The 14,651-nt window shown below is 65.9% G+C and carries 12 protein-coding genes and 1 other RNA gene; 5 read left to right on the plus strand and 8 right to left on the minus strand.

Annotation, left to right across the window (positions count from 1 at the left end):
* Nucleotides 1-2: 2 nt before the first annotated feature.
* The 3 genes from CQY20_RS06890 to CQY20_RS06900 form a co-directional block, all read right to left on the minus strand.
* Complete coding sequence (locus tag CQY20_RS06890) at nucleotides 3-1,493, minus strand: NCS1 family nucleobase:cation symporter-1 (protein WP_097939327.1); 1,491 nt, start codon at nucleotides 1,491-1,493, stop codon at nucleotides 3-5.
* A gap of 29 nt (nucleotides 1,494-1,522) precedes the next feature.
* The gene (locus CQY20_RS06895; RefSeq protein ID WP_097939414.1) at nucleotides 1,523-2,263 is read right to left on the minus strand and encodes an aspartate/glutamate racemase family protein; all 741 of its coding nucleotides are present in this window, start codon (nucleotides 2,261-2,263) and stop codon (nucleotides 1,523-1,525) included.
* A 129-nt stretch (nucleotides 2,264-2,392) separates the two neighbouring features.
* Nucleotides 2,393-3,652, minus strand: a complete 1,260-nt coding sequence (locus CQY20_RS06900) for a DUF6986 family protein (RefSeq protein WP_097939329.1) — start codon at nucleotides 3,650-3,652, stop codon at nucleotides 2,393-2,395.
* A gap of 91 nt (nucleotides 3,653-3,743) precedes the next feature.
* On the opposite strand from CQY20_RS06900, the gene CQY20_RS06905 reads away from it, so the two are divergent.
* The 3 genes from CQY20_RS06905 (at nucleotide 3,744) to CQY20_RS06915 (ending at nucleotide 6,728) form a co-directional block, all read left to right on the plus strand.
* On the plus strand, nucleotides 3,744-4,511 hold the full coding sequence (locus tag CQY20_RS06905; protein ID WP_097939331.1) for an IclR family transcriptional regulator: 768 nt from the start codon (nucleotides 3,744-3,746) through the stop codon (nucleotides 4,509-4,511).
* A 67-nt stretch (nucleotides 4,512-4,578) separates the two neighbouring features.
* On the plus strand, nucleotides 4,579-6,309 hold the full coding sequence (locus CQY20_RS06910; RefSeq protein WP_097939333.1) for a serine/threonine-protein kinase: 1,731 nt from the start codon (nucleotides 4,579-4,581) through the stop codon (nucleotides 6,307-6,309).
* A 5-nt stretch (nucleotides 6,310-6,314) separates the two neighbouring features.
* Nucleotides 6,315-6,728 (plus strand): hypothetical protein, encoded by a 414-nt coding sequence (locus CQY20_RS06915; protein WP_097939335.1) that lies wholly within the window; start codon nucleotides 6,315-6,317, stop codon nucleotides 6,726-6,728.
* Between the two features lie 29 nt (nucleotides 6,729-6,757).
* Here the strand turns inward: CQY20_RS06915 and CQY20_RS06920 are convergent, their stop codons facing one another.
* Together CQY20_RS06920 and CQY20_RS06925 are read right to left on the minus strand one after the other, a co-directional pair.
* Nucleotides 6,758-8,434, minus strand: coding sequence for an alpha-amylase family protein (locus CQY20_RS06920; RefSeq protein WP_097939337.1), 1,677 nt, complete (start codon nucleotides 8,432-8,434; stop codon nucleotides 6,758-6,760).
* Nucleotides 8,431-9,420, minus strand: a complete 990-nt coding sequence (locus CQY20_RS06925) for a TIGR03885 family FMN-dependent LLM class oxidoreductase (RefSeq protein WP_097939338.1) — start codon at nucleotides 9,418-9,420, stop codon at nucleotides 8,431-8,433. Before CQY20_RS06925 ends, CQY20_RS06920 begins: the two co-directional genes overlap by 4 nt.
* Nucleotides 9,421-9,603: 183 nt before the next feature.
* On the opposite strand from CQY20_RS06925, the gene CQY20_RS34445 reads away from it, so the two are divergent.
* On the plus strand, nucleotides 9,604-9,930 hold the full coding sequence (locus CQY20_RS34445; protein ID WP_133119033.1) for a hypothetical protein: 327 nt from the start codon (nucleotides 9,604-9,606) through the stop codon (nucleotides 9,928-9,930).
* A gap of 10 nt (nucleotides 9,931-9,940) precedes the next feature.
* Here the strand turns inward: CQY20_RS34445 and ssrA are convergent.
* Nucleotides 9,941-10,309: a transfer-messenger RNA gene (gene ssrA, locus CQY20_RS06930) on the minus strand.
* 131 nt (nucleotides 10,310-10,440) lie between these two features.
* On the opposite strand from ssrA, the gene CQY20_RS06935 reads away from it, so the two are divergent.
* Complete coding sequence (locus CQY20_RS06935; RefSeq protein WP_133119034.1) at nucleotides 10,441-11,481, plus strand: hypothetical protein; 1,041 nt, start codon at nucleotides 10,441-10,443, stop codon at nucleotides 11,479-11,481.
* Here CQY20_RS06935 and CQY20_RS06940 read toward each other — a convergent pair.
* Nucleotides 11,469-12,314: a maleylpyruvate isomerase family mycothiol-dependent enzyme gene (locus tag CQY20_RS06940; RefSeq protein ID WP_234816135.1), complete on the minus strand. Its 846-nt coding sequence runs from the start codon at nucleotides 12,312-12,314 to the stop codon at nucleotides 11,469-11,471. The two genes, CQY20_RS06935 and CQY20_RS06940, sit on opposite strands and share 13 nt — an antisense overlap.
* Nucleotides 12,311-14,584 (minus strand): putative bifunctional diguanylate cyclase/phosphodiesterase, encoded by a 2,274-nt coding sequence (locus tag CQY20_RS06945; protein WP_234816136.1) that lies wholly within the window; start codon nucleotides 14,582-14,584, stop codon nucleotides 12,311-12,313. Before CQY20_RS06945 ends, CQY20_RS06940 begins: the two co-directional genes overlap by 4 nt.
* Nucleotides 14,585-14,651: the final 67 nt, after the last annotated feature.

Below are 14,651 nucleotides of genomic sequence, written 5' to 3' on the forward strand. Positions count from 1 at the left end.
TATCAGGCTTCCTGCAGTTTCTCGGAGGTGCCACCGGGCGCTTCGGCCAGGGGACGACCTCGGGTGACGATGTAGTACGCGATGGCGCCGAGTGCCGCCCCGATGAACCATCCGAACGGCGCGACCTTGCCGAACGTGGGCACCAACGCCAACACCAGCGCGATCACCGCCGACGGGACGAACGCCTTGACCGCGTTGGGGTTGAGGCCTTTGTGGTAGTAGTACTGCGACTCCGGCGTCGGCAGGTACAGATCGGTCAGGCTGAAGCGGCCCTTGCGGTACCAGAAGTAGTCCAGCGCAAGGATTCCGAAGAACGGGCCGAGCAGCGCGCCAAGACCACCGAGGAAGTACGCGATGACCTCGGGGCTGTTGTACAAATTCCAGGGCATCGAAACCAGCGCGAGAATCGACGTGATGATGCCGCCCTTGCGGAAGCTGATTCGCCTCGGGTTGACGTTGGACAGGTCGTAGGCCGCCGACACGAAGTTCGCGACGATGTTCACGCCGATTGTGGCGATGACGAAAACAGCACTGCCCACGAGCATGATGAAGTCGTTGTCGACCCTCTCGAGTAGTTCGGCCGGATCGAGCACGGCCTCGCCGTACACCGACACCGACGCCGCCGACACGATCACCGACGTCAGCGCGAACGCAGTCCAGTTGAACGGCAGACCCCACGCATTGCCCTTGACGACGTCGGTCCGTGACGGGGCGAACCGGGCGAAGTCGGAGAAGTTGAGCATCAGTGTCGCGAGCACACCTACGGTCAGACCCACGGCTGCGATGGTCTGGTAAAGCTGTTCGCCGGACGACAGATTCGCGTCGCCGCCGCCTTGGGTCCACGAGATGTTCCAGTCGGCCTGCGACAGCATCCACACCGCCAGCGCGATCATCACCACCCAGATCGAGGGACCTGCCCAGCCCTGGAAGTGGCGGACCGCCTCCATTCCCTTTGCGACGATCACCATCTGGATTGCCCACAGCGCCAGGAACGCGATCCACCCGACGACATCGAGGCCGAGGATCCTGACCTCCGACAGTCCCTGCATGCCGGGGAAGAAGTGCAGCAGAAGCACTTTCAGCGCGATGGAGGCCAGGAAGGTCTGGATCCCGTACCACGCGATCGCCACCGCACCACGCACGAGCGCGGGGAAGTTGGCGCCCCAGATGCCCCACGACATCCGCGACACAACGGGATAGGGTGCTCCGGTGTCGTGGCCCATGAAGCCCGACATGCAGCAGCCGGCGAAGATGATCAGTGCAGCGCCGAGGATGCCGAGCGTCACCTGGATCGGGCTCAGGCCCAAAAGGAACAGCCCTGCCGCGAAGGTGTAGTTGCCCGCGTTGTGCGCGTCGTTCATCCACAGCGAGAACAGGCTGTAGGTCGACCATTTGCGTTCGCCGGGCTCGGCGGGTTTGAGGTCTTTGTTGTAGAGGCGTCCTGCGGGATCCTGTGCTGCCAGGGCGACGGGGTCGAACTGTTGGGTGGGCATGGCGTTCCTTCGAATGTGGTTGAGGGGGTTTACTTCACCGGGCCGGTACCGGGCGACAGGGGCCAGCCACTGACTCGTTTCTGGCGTGGTGCGGCGAAAGTCCTTGTCTTGCTTGTGGTCAGGCCGAGCCCGACCAGGGCTTCCGCGAGTTTGACCGCAGCGGTGACGCCGTCGACGACGGGCACACCGGTGGCGGCGGCGACCGCCTCGTCGAGGCCGGCCATCCCGCCGCAGCCGAGGCAGATGACCTCGGCGCCGTCGTGGGTGACGGCGAGTTCGGCTTCGGCGACGATGGCCTTGACGGCATCCTTCGGTCGTTCTTCGAGCTCGAGCACGGACATGCCGCTGGAGCGCACCGAGGCGCACCTGGCGTCGAGTCCTGCGAGCTTGAGCCGGTCCTCGATCAGCGGGACCGTGCGGTCGAGCGTGGTGACGACGGAGTATTTGTGGCCGAGCAGCGATGCCACATGTCCGGCGGCTTCGGTGATGTCGACGACGGGGACCTCGCACAACTCCTGCAGGCCCTCGCGGCCGTGCTCGCCGAAACCGGCCTGCACCACGGCGTCGTAGGAACCCTCGTAGCGGGTGACGGCGTCCATCACACCCACCGCAGCAAAATAGCTCTCGAAGTTCCCCTCTACCGATTCGGCGCCGAAAGTCGGTGTCAGACCGACGATTTCGGTACCGGGCGAGGCCACCGCGCGCGCCGAGGCGGCGATCGCGTCGGTCATGGATTCGGTGGTGTTGACGTTGACGACGAGGATCTTCACCTTGCGCTCCCGGGGCCGGTCGGCCATCTCGCTGTTTCCGTATCGCGGAGTTTTGTTTCCGATTACCGATAGTGTGGGCGCAGTCACAGGCTCTGTCAATAGGGCAAAGCCAATTCGAGTGACCGGTGGTCAGGCGCGTGGACGGCGCCTGGCCAGCACCGCAAGCCTCTGCGAGTTCACGCCTACCCGCTCGTCGATCTCCGCGGCGTCGAATGCGCCGCATTCGAGCCCGCGCAGCAGGAATCCGGCCATCGCCGCGGCCGTGGCCGGCTCGTCCAGGAACCCGGATTGTCCGCCGTGGACGTAGGCGCGAAGCCGGTCGGCCGCCCCGTCCAGCCCTTCGCGGTAGAACGCATACGTCGCGGCGTAGCGGCTGGGCAGATGGCCGGGGTGCATGTCCCAGCCTTGATAGATCCCGCGTTCCAGGGAGCGTCGAACCAGTCGGGCGTGCAACCGCCACGCGGCGCGCACCGTTTCACGGTCTCCGGTCGGGAGCACGTTGGTCGACCCGTCGGACACGAACACCCCGGTGCCTGCGGCGGCCACCTGCATGACGGCCTTCGCGTGGTCGGCGACGGGATGTTCGAGGCTCTGATATCCGGCCGCGACGCCGAGCGACGCCGAATAGTCGTAGGTGCCGTAGTGCAAACCGGTCACCCGCTCCCCTCCGGCGTGGACCATGCGCGCGATCAGCGCGGAGCCGTCGGCGCCGAGAATCGCCTGGGGGGTTTCGACCTGAATCTCGAAATGCAGCGTGCCGGGTTGCAGCGAGCACGACTCCTCGACCTTGCCCAACGCGTAGCCGAATGCGACGACCTGCTCGACGGACGTCACTTTCGGCAGCGTGATGACGAAGCCGTCGGTCAGTCCGCCCGCCTCCACCAGCGTGCGGACGAAGGCCGCAAGCGTGCGCACGCCGCGACGCCGCGAGGGCGCCTCGAAACTCTTGATGCGGATGCCGTGAAACGGTGCGGCGCTTCCAGACGCTATCGACTTGGCGAGATTCGACGCGGCCGCGGTTGTCGCGGCATCCTCGTCCTCGTCGGGCCGCAGACCGTAGCCGTCCTCGAAGTCAATGCGCAGATCCTCGATCGGCTCCGAATCCAGCTTGCGAGAGATGCGGTCATAGATGTCGTCGGCGAGGTCCGCGTCGAGGCCGAGCGCGGTCGCGAACTCGGTGGCCGATTCGCCGTTTGCGGCGAGTGTGGCTTTCGCCTGCCCGGCCCAATCGCTTACTGTCGCAGCGTCATAGCGGTCCGCTGGGACGTATACCGTGTGGACAGGCTGCCGTCGTCCACGGTCGCCGCGATACGAGGATGCGAGGGCCGCGTCGGCATCGGCGAGCCGGACATCGAGCTCGTCGGCGAGTGCGTCGCGGTTGTCGGTCATCGAACATCACCTCGCTGGGCTCGATGTTTTCGTATCGTGGAGATAATATCTCCGATAGCGGAAACCGGAACCCCCTCGGGAGGACGACGCTATGGCCGATGCGGCGCCGGAAGCGAAGACCCGCAGCGGGTCGGTGCAGTCGATCGAGCGCGCGTTCTCGCTGCTGGAGCTGATGGCCGATGCGGGCGGCACCCTGGGGCTGTCGCAACTGGCCAACCAGTCCGGGCTGCCGCTTCCGACGATCCACCGACTGCTGCGCACGCTCGTCGACCTGGGCTACATCCGGCAGGAGTCATCGCGCCAGTACGTCCTCGGCCCGCGCCTGATCCGGCTCGGCGATGCGTCGTCGCGGATGCTCAGCGTGTGGGCGCGCCCGCATTTGGCGAGGCTGGTCGACGAACTCGGCGAGTCGGCGAATCTGGCGATGCTCGACGGCGACGAGATCGTCTACGTCGCGCAGGCACAGTCACGGCACTCCATGCGGATGTTCACCGAGGTCGGCCGTCGAGTGGAGCCGCACTGCACCGCGGTCGGCAAGGCGATCATGGCCACCATGCCGATCGACGAGGTGCGCGACATCCTCAACCGTTCCGGCATGCCGCGACACACGGACACCACCATCACCGATCCCGACGAGTTCATCCGCCAGCTGGCCTTTTCGGCCGAACACGGATACGCGGTCGACGAGGGTGAGCAGGAGACGGGCGTGCGCTGCGTCGCGGTCGCCATCCCCGACACGCCATCGCGGCTCGCGTTGTCGATCTCCGGACCCGCGGGCCGGGTGACCGACGAGCTCATCGAGCGTGCCGTGCCGCTGCTGACGAACGCCGGCAAAGCGTTGTCGGCCGACCTGAGTTAACCGGGACGACAGCGGCGAATCCGCTGGCTAACGATGCGGCCGGAGCCGGATCAGTAGGCTCTCGGGCATGCCGTTCGACCGCGGGGAGGTTTTCGCCGGGTATGTGATCGAGAGACTGCTCGGCACGGGTGGAATGGGCGAGGTCTACCTCGCCCAGCACCCCCGCCTCCCCCGACACGACGCGCTCAAGATCCTGACCAGGAACTCCACCACCGACCCGGAGTTCCAGGCGAGGTTCATCCGCGAGGCTGAACTGGCCGCGACGCTGCGCCATCCGCACATCGTCGGGGTCCTCGACCGCGGCGAGTACGACGGCCGCCTCTGGATCTCGATGGACTACGTCGACGGCACAGACGCCGGCCGGCTGCTGCGCGAGAACTACCCGAACGGCATGCCGGAACGTGACGCCGTGGAGATCGTGACCGCTGTCGCCGACGCGCTCGACTACGGCCACGAACGCAACCTGCTGCACCGCGATGTCAAGCCCGAGAACATCCTCGTGACCGCATCGGACGGCCGTCGGCGGCGGGTGCTGTTGACCGACTTCGGCATTGCCCGCCGGATCGACGACGTCAGCAACCTCACCGCCGACAACGTCGCAGTGGGAACGGTCAACTACATGGCCCCCGAGCAACTGTTGAACAAGCCCCTCGACGGCAGGGCAGACCAATACGCTTTGGCTGCCACGGCTTTTCACCTGTTGACCGGGACGCCGCCGTTTCACGACTCCAACCGCGCCGTCGTCATCAGCCATCATCTGCATTCGCCGCCGCCGCGGATATCGGAACGCAGGCCGGATCTCGCGCACCTCGACAGGGTGTTCGCGCGGGCCCTCGCCAAAGAGCCCGACCAGCGCTACCCCACGTGCCTCGACTTCGCGCACGCTCTCGCAGCGCCGAAACGCAACCCGTCGACACAGCGCCTCGAGCGCATGCAGATCCACGGGATAGCGCACGGCGTCACGCAACGTCCCGCCGATCCTGCGGGCGAGCACGGCACGCTGTCGTTCAGACTGATGCCGTATCAGCCGGTCGACAACCTGCCTTCCTTGATCCCGGTGGAGATTCAGACTCAGCTCACCGCGGTCCAACTCAACGACGGTGAGGAGGTCGACGTCAGCGGTGTCTGGGATGGCACCATGCTCGATGCCGACACCATCGCCACGTATTCGGCTGGCACACAACCAAAGCGGGACTTTCCGCCGCAGGTCGACACGGCGCCGGTGAAACCTCCCCGACGCAGACGTCGCTGGATGGCTGCGCTGGCCGCGCTCGTCGGCGTCATCGTGGTGGCAGCGGCCGCCATCGTCTGGGTCAGCAACGGGAGCGGCGACTCGAGTCGTCCAGGGCCGGTCATCAAGCCGACCTCCGCGACGGTGTTCGCTCCCGGCGGTTCGCCGGACAACCCCGGCAAGGCCGACTTGGCGATCGACGGCAATCCCGATACCTTCTGGCCCACCGCGACTTACACCGATCCCGTGCCATTCCCGACCTTCATCGAGGGCGAGGGACTCATACTGCATCTACCCGAGCCGACCGCGCTGAGCGCCGTCACCCTCGACGTGTCGAGCACCGGTACCGAGGTGCAGATCCGCTCGTCGCCCACGGAGAATCCAACCTCGTTGGCCGACACCACCGAACTCGTCGGAACGACGCCACTGCAACCGGGCAACAATCGGATCGAAGTCCACAACGACACCAAGACGTCGAATGTGCTGGTCTGGATTTCCAAGCTGGGCACCACCAACGGGCAGAGTCGGACCGAGATCTCAGAGATCACGTTGCAAGCAGCCGGATAACAACGATGGGTGTATGGGAGGACGCGCTGCGCGAAGCCGCGGCCCAACGCCGCGAAGAGGTTCAAGCGCTTCAGCGCCAGCGCGCACAGGCCGCCGAGCAGGCGCGCGTGCTCGGCGAGTTCCTCGACGGCATGCGCCGGCTGGGCGTCAAGCCTCGGCCTCATCCGTTTCTGGTGTTGAAGGGGCTGCCGGAACTCGGTCGTTACCGCCGGTCGCACAGGCACAAGATCATCGGCTGGGAGGTCTGCCCGAACGTGGTCGTCACCCCCGAGGGAGAGGTCTACGACCTCAAGGACCAGGACAGGGAGCCGTGCGATCTGCGACGGCCTCTGACGTTCCCGCAGCCAGACGGATTCTCGCGGTCGCTGACCGAGCTGCTTCGCCAGGAGCTGGCCCGCGCGGAGGGCGGCACGAGGTAACACCTCAATATCACTGGCTCGCCCGCTATTCAGATGATCGGGTGGTCGCTGGGCCGCTGCAGGCGTAACCAGCGATAGCCGAACGGCGGCAAGTCCAGTTCGACGGTGCCGTTCGCATCGAGTGCGTGTTCTGTGAGGCCGTCGAAGAGATCGATCAGCGTGCAGCGCGATGCATCTTCGAGGTGGATCGGCACCACGCAGCTGTCGGCCCCGAAGTTGTGCATCGCCACCATCGCCCAACCGGATTTCTCGCGACATACGTGAGCCAGCACCGCGTTGTTCGGCTGCTTGAGCACCTCGGGCGTCGACCAGCCGATCTCCGGCTGTTGCCGGTAGGTGTAAATCAGATCGCGTATGAACCACCAGAACGAGTCATGGTTGTGCCGCTGGTCGGCGACGTTGACGCGGTCGGGGCCGTAGAGTCCGTCCGGAAGCGGGCGCGGCAGACGGCGTTTCGCCGCAGTGGAGAAGCCGCCGTTGGCTTCATTCGTCCACTGTATCGGCGTGCGCACTGCGAATCGTCCTGGCACGTCGAGGTTTTCGGCCAAACCGATCTCCTCGCCGTAGAGCAGCACCGGTGTTCCCGGCAGCGAGAAGGCCAGCGAATAGACCATCCGCATCCGCCGCTCGTCCCCGCCGAGCATCGACGGCAGCCGTCGCCGCAAGCCCCGGCCGTAGAGCTGCATATCGGGCTCGGGTCCGAACGCGTCGAAGATGTCTTGGCGTTCGTCGTCGGTGAGCTTGTCCAGCGTCAGTTCGTCGTGGTTGCGCACGAAGTTAGCCCACTGGCTCGTCGTGTCGAGAGGCGGCCGCTGCCGCAACGCTTTTGCCAGCGGCCTGGCGTCGCCACGGGCAAGCGAGAGATACATGTTCTGCATTCCGATGAAGTCGAACTGCATGTTAAGGCCGTCACCGTCGGGGCCGCCGAAGAATGCCTTCTGGCCCTTGTAGCCCACATTGACCTCGCCGAGCAGCACGGCGTCCCCGACGCGACGGGTGACGAAGTTACGGACGTCGCCGAGGTACTGGTAGGGATCGAACACGCCGGGATCGCCCGGCGCTCCGTCCCTGGCGAAAAGAAACGGGACGGCGTCGACACGGAAGCCGGAGACCCCCAGCTCGAGCCAGAAGCCGAGGGTGCGTGCAATCTCTTCCTGCACAGCAGGATTGGCGATGTTGAGGTCGGGCTGGTGCTTGTAGAAGTGGTGCAGGTACCACTCGTTGGTTTTGGGTTCGCGCTCCCACAGGCTGTCCTCCTGATCGGGGAATACCACATCCTTCACACTGGACTTGGGCTTGGTCGCGCTCCAGACGTAGTAGTCGCGATAGGAGTCGTCCTTGCTGCGCCGCGCGGATTTGAACCAGGGGTGGGCATCCGACGTGTGGTTCATGACGAAGTCGACGATCACACGGATGCCGTTCGACCGGGCGGTGCGCACGAGTTCGACGAAGTCGCCGAGGTTTCCGAGACGGGAATCGACACCGAAGAAGTCGACGATGTCGTAACCGTCGTCCTTCCGCGCGGTCGGATAGAACGGCATCAGCCACAGGCAAGTGACGCCGAGGTCGGAGAGGTACTGGATGCGCTCGGTCATGCCGCGCATGTCGCCGCAACCGTCGCCGTTCCAGTCGTAGAACGTTTCGATGTCGGCGCAGTAGAAAACGGCGTTCTTCCACCAGAGGTCGCCGGTCTCGATCTTCCTCATGAGAGTGCCGCGGCAGGTTGCGGAGTGGTCGGCGACAGTTGGGGCAGCACGTGCTCTCCGAAAGCGTCGATGAATTCGGCTTGGCGCTGCCCGACGAAGTGCAAATACAGTTCGTCCCAACCTTGTTCGATGTGGTGCTGTAGCCACTCGGCGTGCTGCCCGAGGTCGCTGGAGACCAGGACGGACTCCTTCACTTTCTCGGGGCTGACGGCGTCGCCGATGACGTCGAACGCCTCGACGGTTTCGGTGTCCCACGAGACCGGCGGGGCGAAGACGTTGTTGCGCCACTGGTCATGGGCGATGGTCAGGGCCTGCTCGTCGCTCGGTGCCCAGCTGAGGTGAATCTGCAACCGGACGGGACCTCGCCCGCCGGCTTCGCGATAGGCGGCCATGACCTTGCGCAACGTGTCATCGGGCTGGTTGACCGTGATGAGCCCGTCCGCCCAGGCGGCGTGGCGGGCCGCGGTTTCCGGTGTGACCGCGGGTCCGACGAGGTCTGGAACCGTCTCGGGCAGCGTCCACAACCGCGCCCGGTTGACGTGGACGAGGCCCTCGTGGGTGACCTCCTCGCCCTGCAGCAGCCGCCGGATAACGTGGACGCATTCGATGAGGCGTTGGTCGCGCACTTCTTTCCGCGGCCACACCTCTCCGGTCACCCGTTCGTTGGACGCCTCGCCGGAACCGAGGGCCGCCCAGAAGCGGCCGGGAAACATCTGCGCGAGGGTAGCGATCGCCTGGGCGATGATCGCGGGGTGATAGCGCTGACCCGGCGCGTTGACCACCCCGAACGGCAGCCCGGTCGTCGCCAGCGCGGCCCCGAGGAACGCCCAGGCGAACCCGGACTCGCCCTGGCGTGCGCTCCACGGGCTGAGGTGATCGGACGACATGGCGGCGGTGAAGCCGGCTTGTTCGGCGTGCTGAACATCGCGCAGCAGCTGGGCTGGCGAGATTTGCTCATGCGAGCAGTGGAATCCGATGACGGTCATGCCTCGGAGTACCCAGCGGACCGCAAATCAGGCACGCCTCGTGGTCACCGCGCTTGCCATGTAATTGCCGCAGACGACAAAAACGCACGTGGAAAGGCTCTGGCGAATTTGCCAATTCTGTGACATTGCTGCGCAATCGCTGAGAAACTCCTGTATCGCCCAGGCGAGAGGAGAGGAATCAGCATGAGCGCCCACACCTCAAGACGAGGAATCGTCGGGTTCACCACGGCCGTGTTGGTGTCTGGCGGCCTAGGCCTGGCCGGTCCCGCCCAAGCGGGGCCACCGCTGCCACCGCACACGTGGTGTCCGGGCAATCCGATGATGTACTCCCGCTACGACCTGTCATCGGGACCCGGACTCGGATACGAATGGGACATGACCGTCTGCCACACGTGGTACTGGGTCAACGGGACCGGCAACGTCCCATACCAAGGCCGGTTGCCAAGCGATGTGTGGGACGGACCCGGCGGGCCTCCGCCCAAACAGGATTCGTGCGACTTCTGCTGGTAAGCAGCTAAAACAGTGGAGCTGCCGGGAATCGAACCCGGGTCCTACGGCATTCCCTCAAGGCTTCTCCGTGCGCAGTCCGTTGTGCCTCTACTCGGATCTCCCGGTCTCACGGACCCGCCGGGATGACGATCCCAGTCGCTGTTTGGTTTCCCACCAGGTCCCGCGACCGGACCTGATGGTTTAGCCCTCTAGCTGATGCCAGACACCGGGTCGAGGGCGATCCCGGGCTGACAGACTAGCTGTCGCTTATGCAGCGAGAGCGTAGTCGCGCTGATTGGTATCGGCGCTTAATTGGTTGCAACGACGCTTACGGTGGTCTCTTGCCTGCACCGGCACGCTTCCCTTGATTCGATGCGCGAAGTCGAAACCGTTCAGCCCCTCGCATCCCTGCCGACCTTCGGCAGGACCATCAATGGTACGCCTGTTACAACAGGGGTTTCCAGGCCGATAATCCCGCCTCGAAGGGCCGATTCTGTATTGACGGCCGGGCAAGCGGGTATGCCGCCGCAGATGATCACTCTCGGAATCGTCATCGACGAAGGGGTCCCCGCTAGGTTCGCAAATCGGCTGGTGAAAGCGCTAGAGGCGCCCGAATGGGAGATCCGGATGGTCAACGACCGCGTCCCGCTGGATTCGGCGGGCACCATCCCGCTGGATGACCTGGCCCGCAGATACCGCGACCACCACGACTCCGACATCGTCGTCGTGATCACCGACCTGCCCCTGTGGCGGCACGGCACCCCGCTGATCGCCCACTGCCGCACCGACCACCGGGTGGCCCTGGTGTCACTGCCCGCCCTCGGGGCGTTGCGGGTGCGGCAGCGGCTGTGCGAAGTCGTCGTGCCGCTGGTCACCCTCCTCACAGGCAATGACGCAACCCTGCCGCGGCGCATCGGGGTGTACCGCACGCCCATCCACCACAGCAGCCCCGATCCGCAGCACCATGATCACTACCTGGCGCTGCCTGGCGCCGGCGGGCGGCTGCAGATGCTGTTCGGGATGGTGCAGGCCAACCGGCCATGGCGACTCGTCCCGTCGCTACAGGGCGCGACCGCGACCGCGATTGCCGCCGGGACGCTGTCGATCTTCTACACGTTCATCTGGAAGATGGCGATCTCTCTTCCACCGGAACGGCTCGCGCTGATCTCCGTGCTGGCTTTCGGCGGCATGGTGACCTGGTTCATCTGCTACAACCAGCTGTGGGACCGGTCGCGCGGCGACCATGGAGCGTCCGAGGCCGTCTTGTTCAACGCATCCACCGTGCTCACGCTCACGCTCGGTGTGGCCGTCATGTACGTGGCCCTCTGTGCGGTGATCACCGTCGCGGCGCTTGCCGTCATCGACGGCCGATACCTGCAGTCCGAGCTCGGCTATCCGGCGGGCGTCAGCGAGTACGCGCACATCGTCTGGCTCGCGTCGTCGATGGGCATCATCGCCGGTGCGCTGGGCTCCAGCTTCGACAGCGAGAACGCCATCCGCCACGCGGCGTGCAGCCGGCGCGAACTCGAGCGGCGCGTCAAGCTTGATCAACGCCAGGATCAGATGACGTAGTTGAATTGCTCGACAATGCGCCGCCCGACGGCCTCGTCACCGTCGTAGCTGATCACGTCGTGGTCGACGCTGGTGCGGCCTCCGGCCAGCCGGGTGAACAGCAGACCGTCGAGCGTGATCGTCGTCGTCGGCTCGGCGCCGCCGAAGTCCTCGACCACCTTGGCCCGTTCGCCGACGGCCACGTTGATCGTGCGTCGCAGCGGCCCGGTCAGCTCGATGCGCACGCGTGACCCCTGCGGCGCCTTGCCCAGCTTGCCGACGACGAACCCCATGCTCGCGACCATCTCGTCGACTGCGAGCCGGGCGTGCGCGCCTTCCAAGCCGGTGTCGTCGCAGGGCCGCTGCAGCGCGTCGCGGATGTCCTGCTCGTGCATCCAGCAGTCGAACGTCCGCACCCGCATGAACCGGCCGTAGCTGTCGGGCCCGGCGGGCGTGACGGTGACCTCGTGCCACGCCGCGTCCGGCATGGCCGACAACGCCTCGCGCCGCGCGTCCGTCGTCGCTCGGAACTTCTCCAGCAGCTCGGCACAGCTCAGACCGCGCAGCTTGCGCACCCAGCGCTCGTTGAGCATCCCGATGTCGTTGCGGACGTGCTTGAGTGTCGACACGTCGATGTCGACGTCCGGCATGCCAGCGCCCTGGAGCATCGATTCGGTGCCGACGACGTGGGCGACGACGTCGTGCACGTCCCAACCCGGCAGTGCTGTGGCGCGGTGCCACTGCTCCTCGGGCAGGTCGGCAACGACCTGGTCGATGGCCTCCCAGCTGGCGAACAGCGCGGGCAAGACGTCGGACTTGTCGAGTCGAGTCACCGGGCGCGACGGACTGTTCACCGGGCCGACAGTACCTCCCGCAGCGACGCCAAGGCGTCGATCGGGGCAGCCTGACCGAACAAATGACCTTGGGCCAACCGACATCCGGCCGCGTACACCGTGCTCGCCTGTGCCGCCGATTCGATGCCTTCGGCGATGACGTCGACGCCGAGTTCGTCGCTGAGCCGGACGACCGACCGGTACAGCGTTTCGATCCGGTCGGGCTCCGGGCCGACCGCAAGCCCGCGGTCGAGTTTGATCATCTGCACGGGCAGCGAATGCAGATAGGTCAGCGAGCTGTAGCCCGCCCCGAAGTCGTCGAGCGCGACCTTGACTCCGATCGCGTTGAGCCGCGCGATCTGCGATGCGGCGTCGGCGAGATCGAGCAGCGGCACCGTTTCGGTGATCTCCAGGACGAGCTGGTTGGGCGTCATGCCGCAGCGCGCCAGCGTCCGACGCACCTGCTGCTCGAACGCGATACTGCCGAGCCTGGCCCCGCCGATGTTGACGTGCAACACCAAATTGATTCCGGCCGAGCACATTTCGCGGCACGCGAGGTTCAACACCATGGCGTCGAGCATCGCGCCCAGCCCGGCGGCCTCCGCGGCCGCGACGAACGCGTCGGGCTGAATCTCGGTGCCGTTGGGAGCGGTCCAACGGGCCAGAGCCTCCAGCGCCACCGGAACCGCGTCGGGTAGCCGCACCACCGGCTGATAGGCGAGCCGGAACCCATCGGGTATGCCACCCTTGGCAGTTCGCAACGCGGTGGGGAAATCGGTCGACACACCCAGCGACGGTCGATAGATCACTGCGGTGTCCTTGCCGACGCGCTTGCCGGCATACATCGAGACGTCGGCCTGCCGCAGCAGATCGTCGGACGTCGGCAGCGGGTCGTCGGGATTGGGCCGAACCAACCCCATGCTGGCGCGAACTCGGATCGAAGAACCGTGTATCGCAAAGGGATCCCGCAGAGCCACGCGGATGCGGTCAGCGATCACGTCGGGCGGGTCGTGCGAGCCGTCGATCAAGATGGCGAACTCGTCGCCGCCGATGCGGGCCAACGTGTCGGACTCCCCGATGCACCGCCGCAGCCGGTTGCCGACCAAGCACAACAGCTCGTCTCCCCCGGCGTGCCCGAAGCGGTCGTTGACTTCTTTGAAGTCGTCGAGGTCGACGAAGATCAGCACGAACGGTCCGCGGCCGATCGCCGCGTCAAGCCGCTCGGAGAGCAACAACCGGTTCGGCAGTCCTGTCAACGGGTCGTGGTGCACCTGGTGCGCCAGCCGTTGCTGGGCGTCGTAAAGCCGCTGTGTCAGCTGCGACTGGGCGCGCATCACGATCACCTGCCGCACAGCGACGAGCGAGACCATGGTCACCGCACCGCAGACCACAAACGGGTTCAGCTGCTGGCCGATGAGCACATGGAACGCGAATAGCAGTGCGGTGCCGAAGAATCCGCTGTAGGGCAGCAGCAGCTGGGCCCAGTACATGGCATCCCTGTCGGGGTCCTGCGCCGGCCGCGGCTTCGTCGGCAGCATCGCGTAGGCGATGAGCAGAGGACCGAGGACGAGCCCGAAGCTCCACAGATCGCCGCGTTCCACGCCGACGGTGTGCAGATAGGCCATCAACCTGTCAGACGTGACGATCGCCACCGCGCCGCCGGCCAACAGCATGAAGTTCGTCCGGTAGGGCCGGTCTGGACGGTAGAGCATCGCGATCAAGACCGCCGCCACCACGACCATCAACTCGAGGACGGAGTAAGCGGCAACCACCGTCGTGCTGCCCGACCGTGGCAGGGCCACCCCGGTCAACGCGCCGACGCCGGCGAGCATCGCCAGGATGGCGAACGAGATGGCCGCCACCACGCCGTCGATGGCCGCCACTGCGCGTGCAGCGCGATCAAGACCGTGCGGATGCCCGCCGCCGATGCCGATACGCGCCAGCAGTGCGAGCACCACCAACGCCAGCAGCGCGGCCAGGAAATACGCGGCGATGGCCGGGGCCGCCGCCGTGCCGCCGGTGCCGCCGCGGGTGAACCACCAAATCGCCTCACCGACGGTTTGGCAGAGGATCGTGGCGACGACCAGAAGCCGCCATGTGCGCGCCACCCCGGTCAGCCGAGAAGCCACGGCTAGGCCGACAATCAACACCGCGATGCCGGTGCAGGCCTGCAGAACCGCATACACCCGTTGGGCCGTGGTGTCGCTCCACAGTCCGGACACGTTGACCAGAAGCAGCAGCAAAACGGCGATGACCAAGCCCAGGCGTAGCTGCCCGCCCGTCGCCGACACCTGAGCCTCCCGTTCCCCGCGCGCTGCCCCTCGACAGCTTTTGCCATGATGCCTCATCGAGCAAACG

Source organism: Mycolicibacterium agri (assembly GCF_002553505.1).
In the GTDB taxonomy this organism is placed as follows: Bacteria; Actinomycetota; Actinomycetes; order Mycobacteriales; family Mycobacteriaceae; genus Mycobacterium; species Mycobacterium agri.

Coding starts and splice junctions, on each gene's coding strand:
- CQY20_RS06890 (WP_097939327.1), bottom strand. CDS start 1,493: ATGCCCACCCAACAGTTCGACCCCGTCGCCCTGGCAGCACAGGATCCC.
- CQY20_RS06900 (WP_097939329.1), bottom strand. CDS start 3,652: ATGACCGACAACCGCGACGCACTCGCCGACGAGCTCGATGTCCGGCTC.
- CQY20_RS06905 (WP_097939331.1), top strand. CDS start 3,744: ATGGCCGATGCGGCGCCGGAAGCGAAGACCCGCAGCGGGTCGGTGCAG.
- CQY20_RS06910 (WP_097939333.1), top strand. CDS start 4,579: ATGCCGTTCGACCGCGGGGAGGTTTTCGCCGGGTATGTGATCGAGAGA.
- CQY20_RS06915 (WP_097939335.1), top strand. CDS start 6,315: ATGGGTGTATGGGAGGACGCGCTGCGCGAAGCCGCGGCCCAACGCCGC.
- CQY20_RS06920 (WP_097939337.1), bottom strand. CDS start 8,434: ATGAGGAAGATCGAGACCGGCGACCTCTGGTGGAAGAACGCCGTTTTC.
- CQY20_RS06925 (WP_097939338.1), bottom strand. CDS start 9,420: ATGACCGTCATCGGATTCCACTGCTCGCATGAGCAAATCTCGCCAGCC.
- CQY20_RS34445 (WP_133119033.1), top strand. CDS start 9,604: ATGAGCGCCCACACCTCAAGACGAGGAATCGTCGGGTTCACCACGGCC.
- CQY20_RS06935 (WP_133119034.1), top strand. CDS start 10,441: ATGATCACTCTCGGAATCGTCATCGACGAAGGGGTCCCCGCTAGGTTC.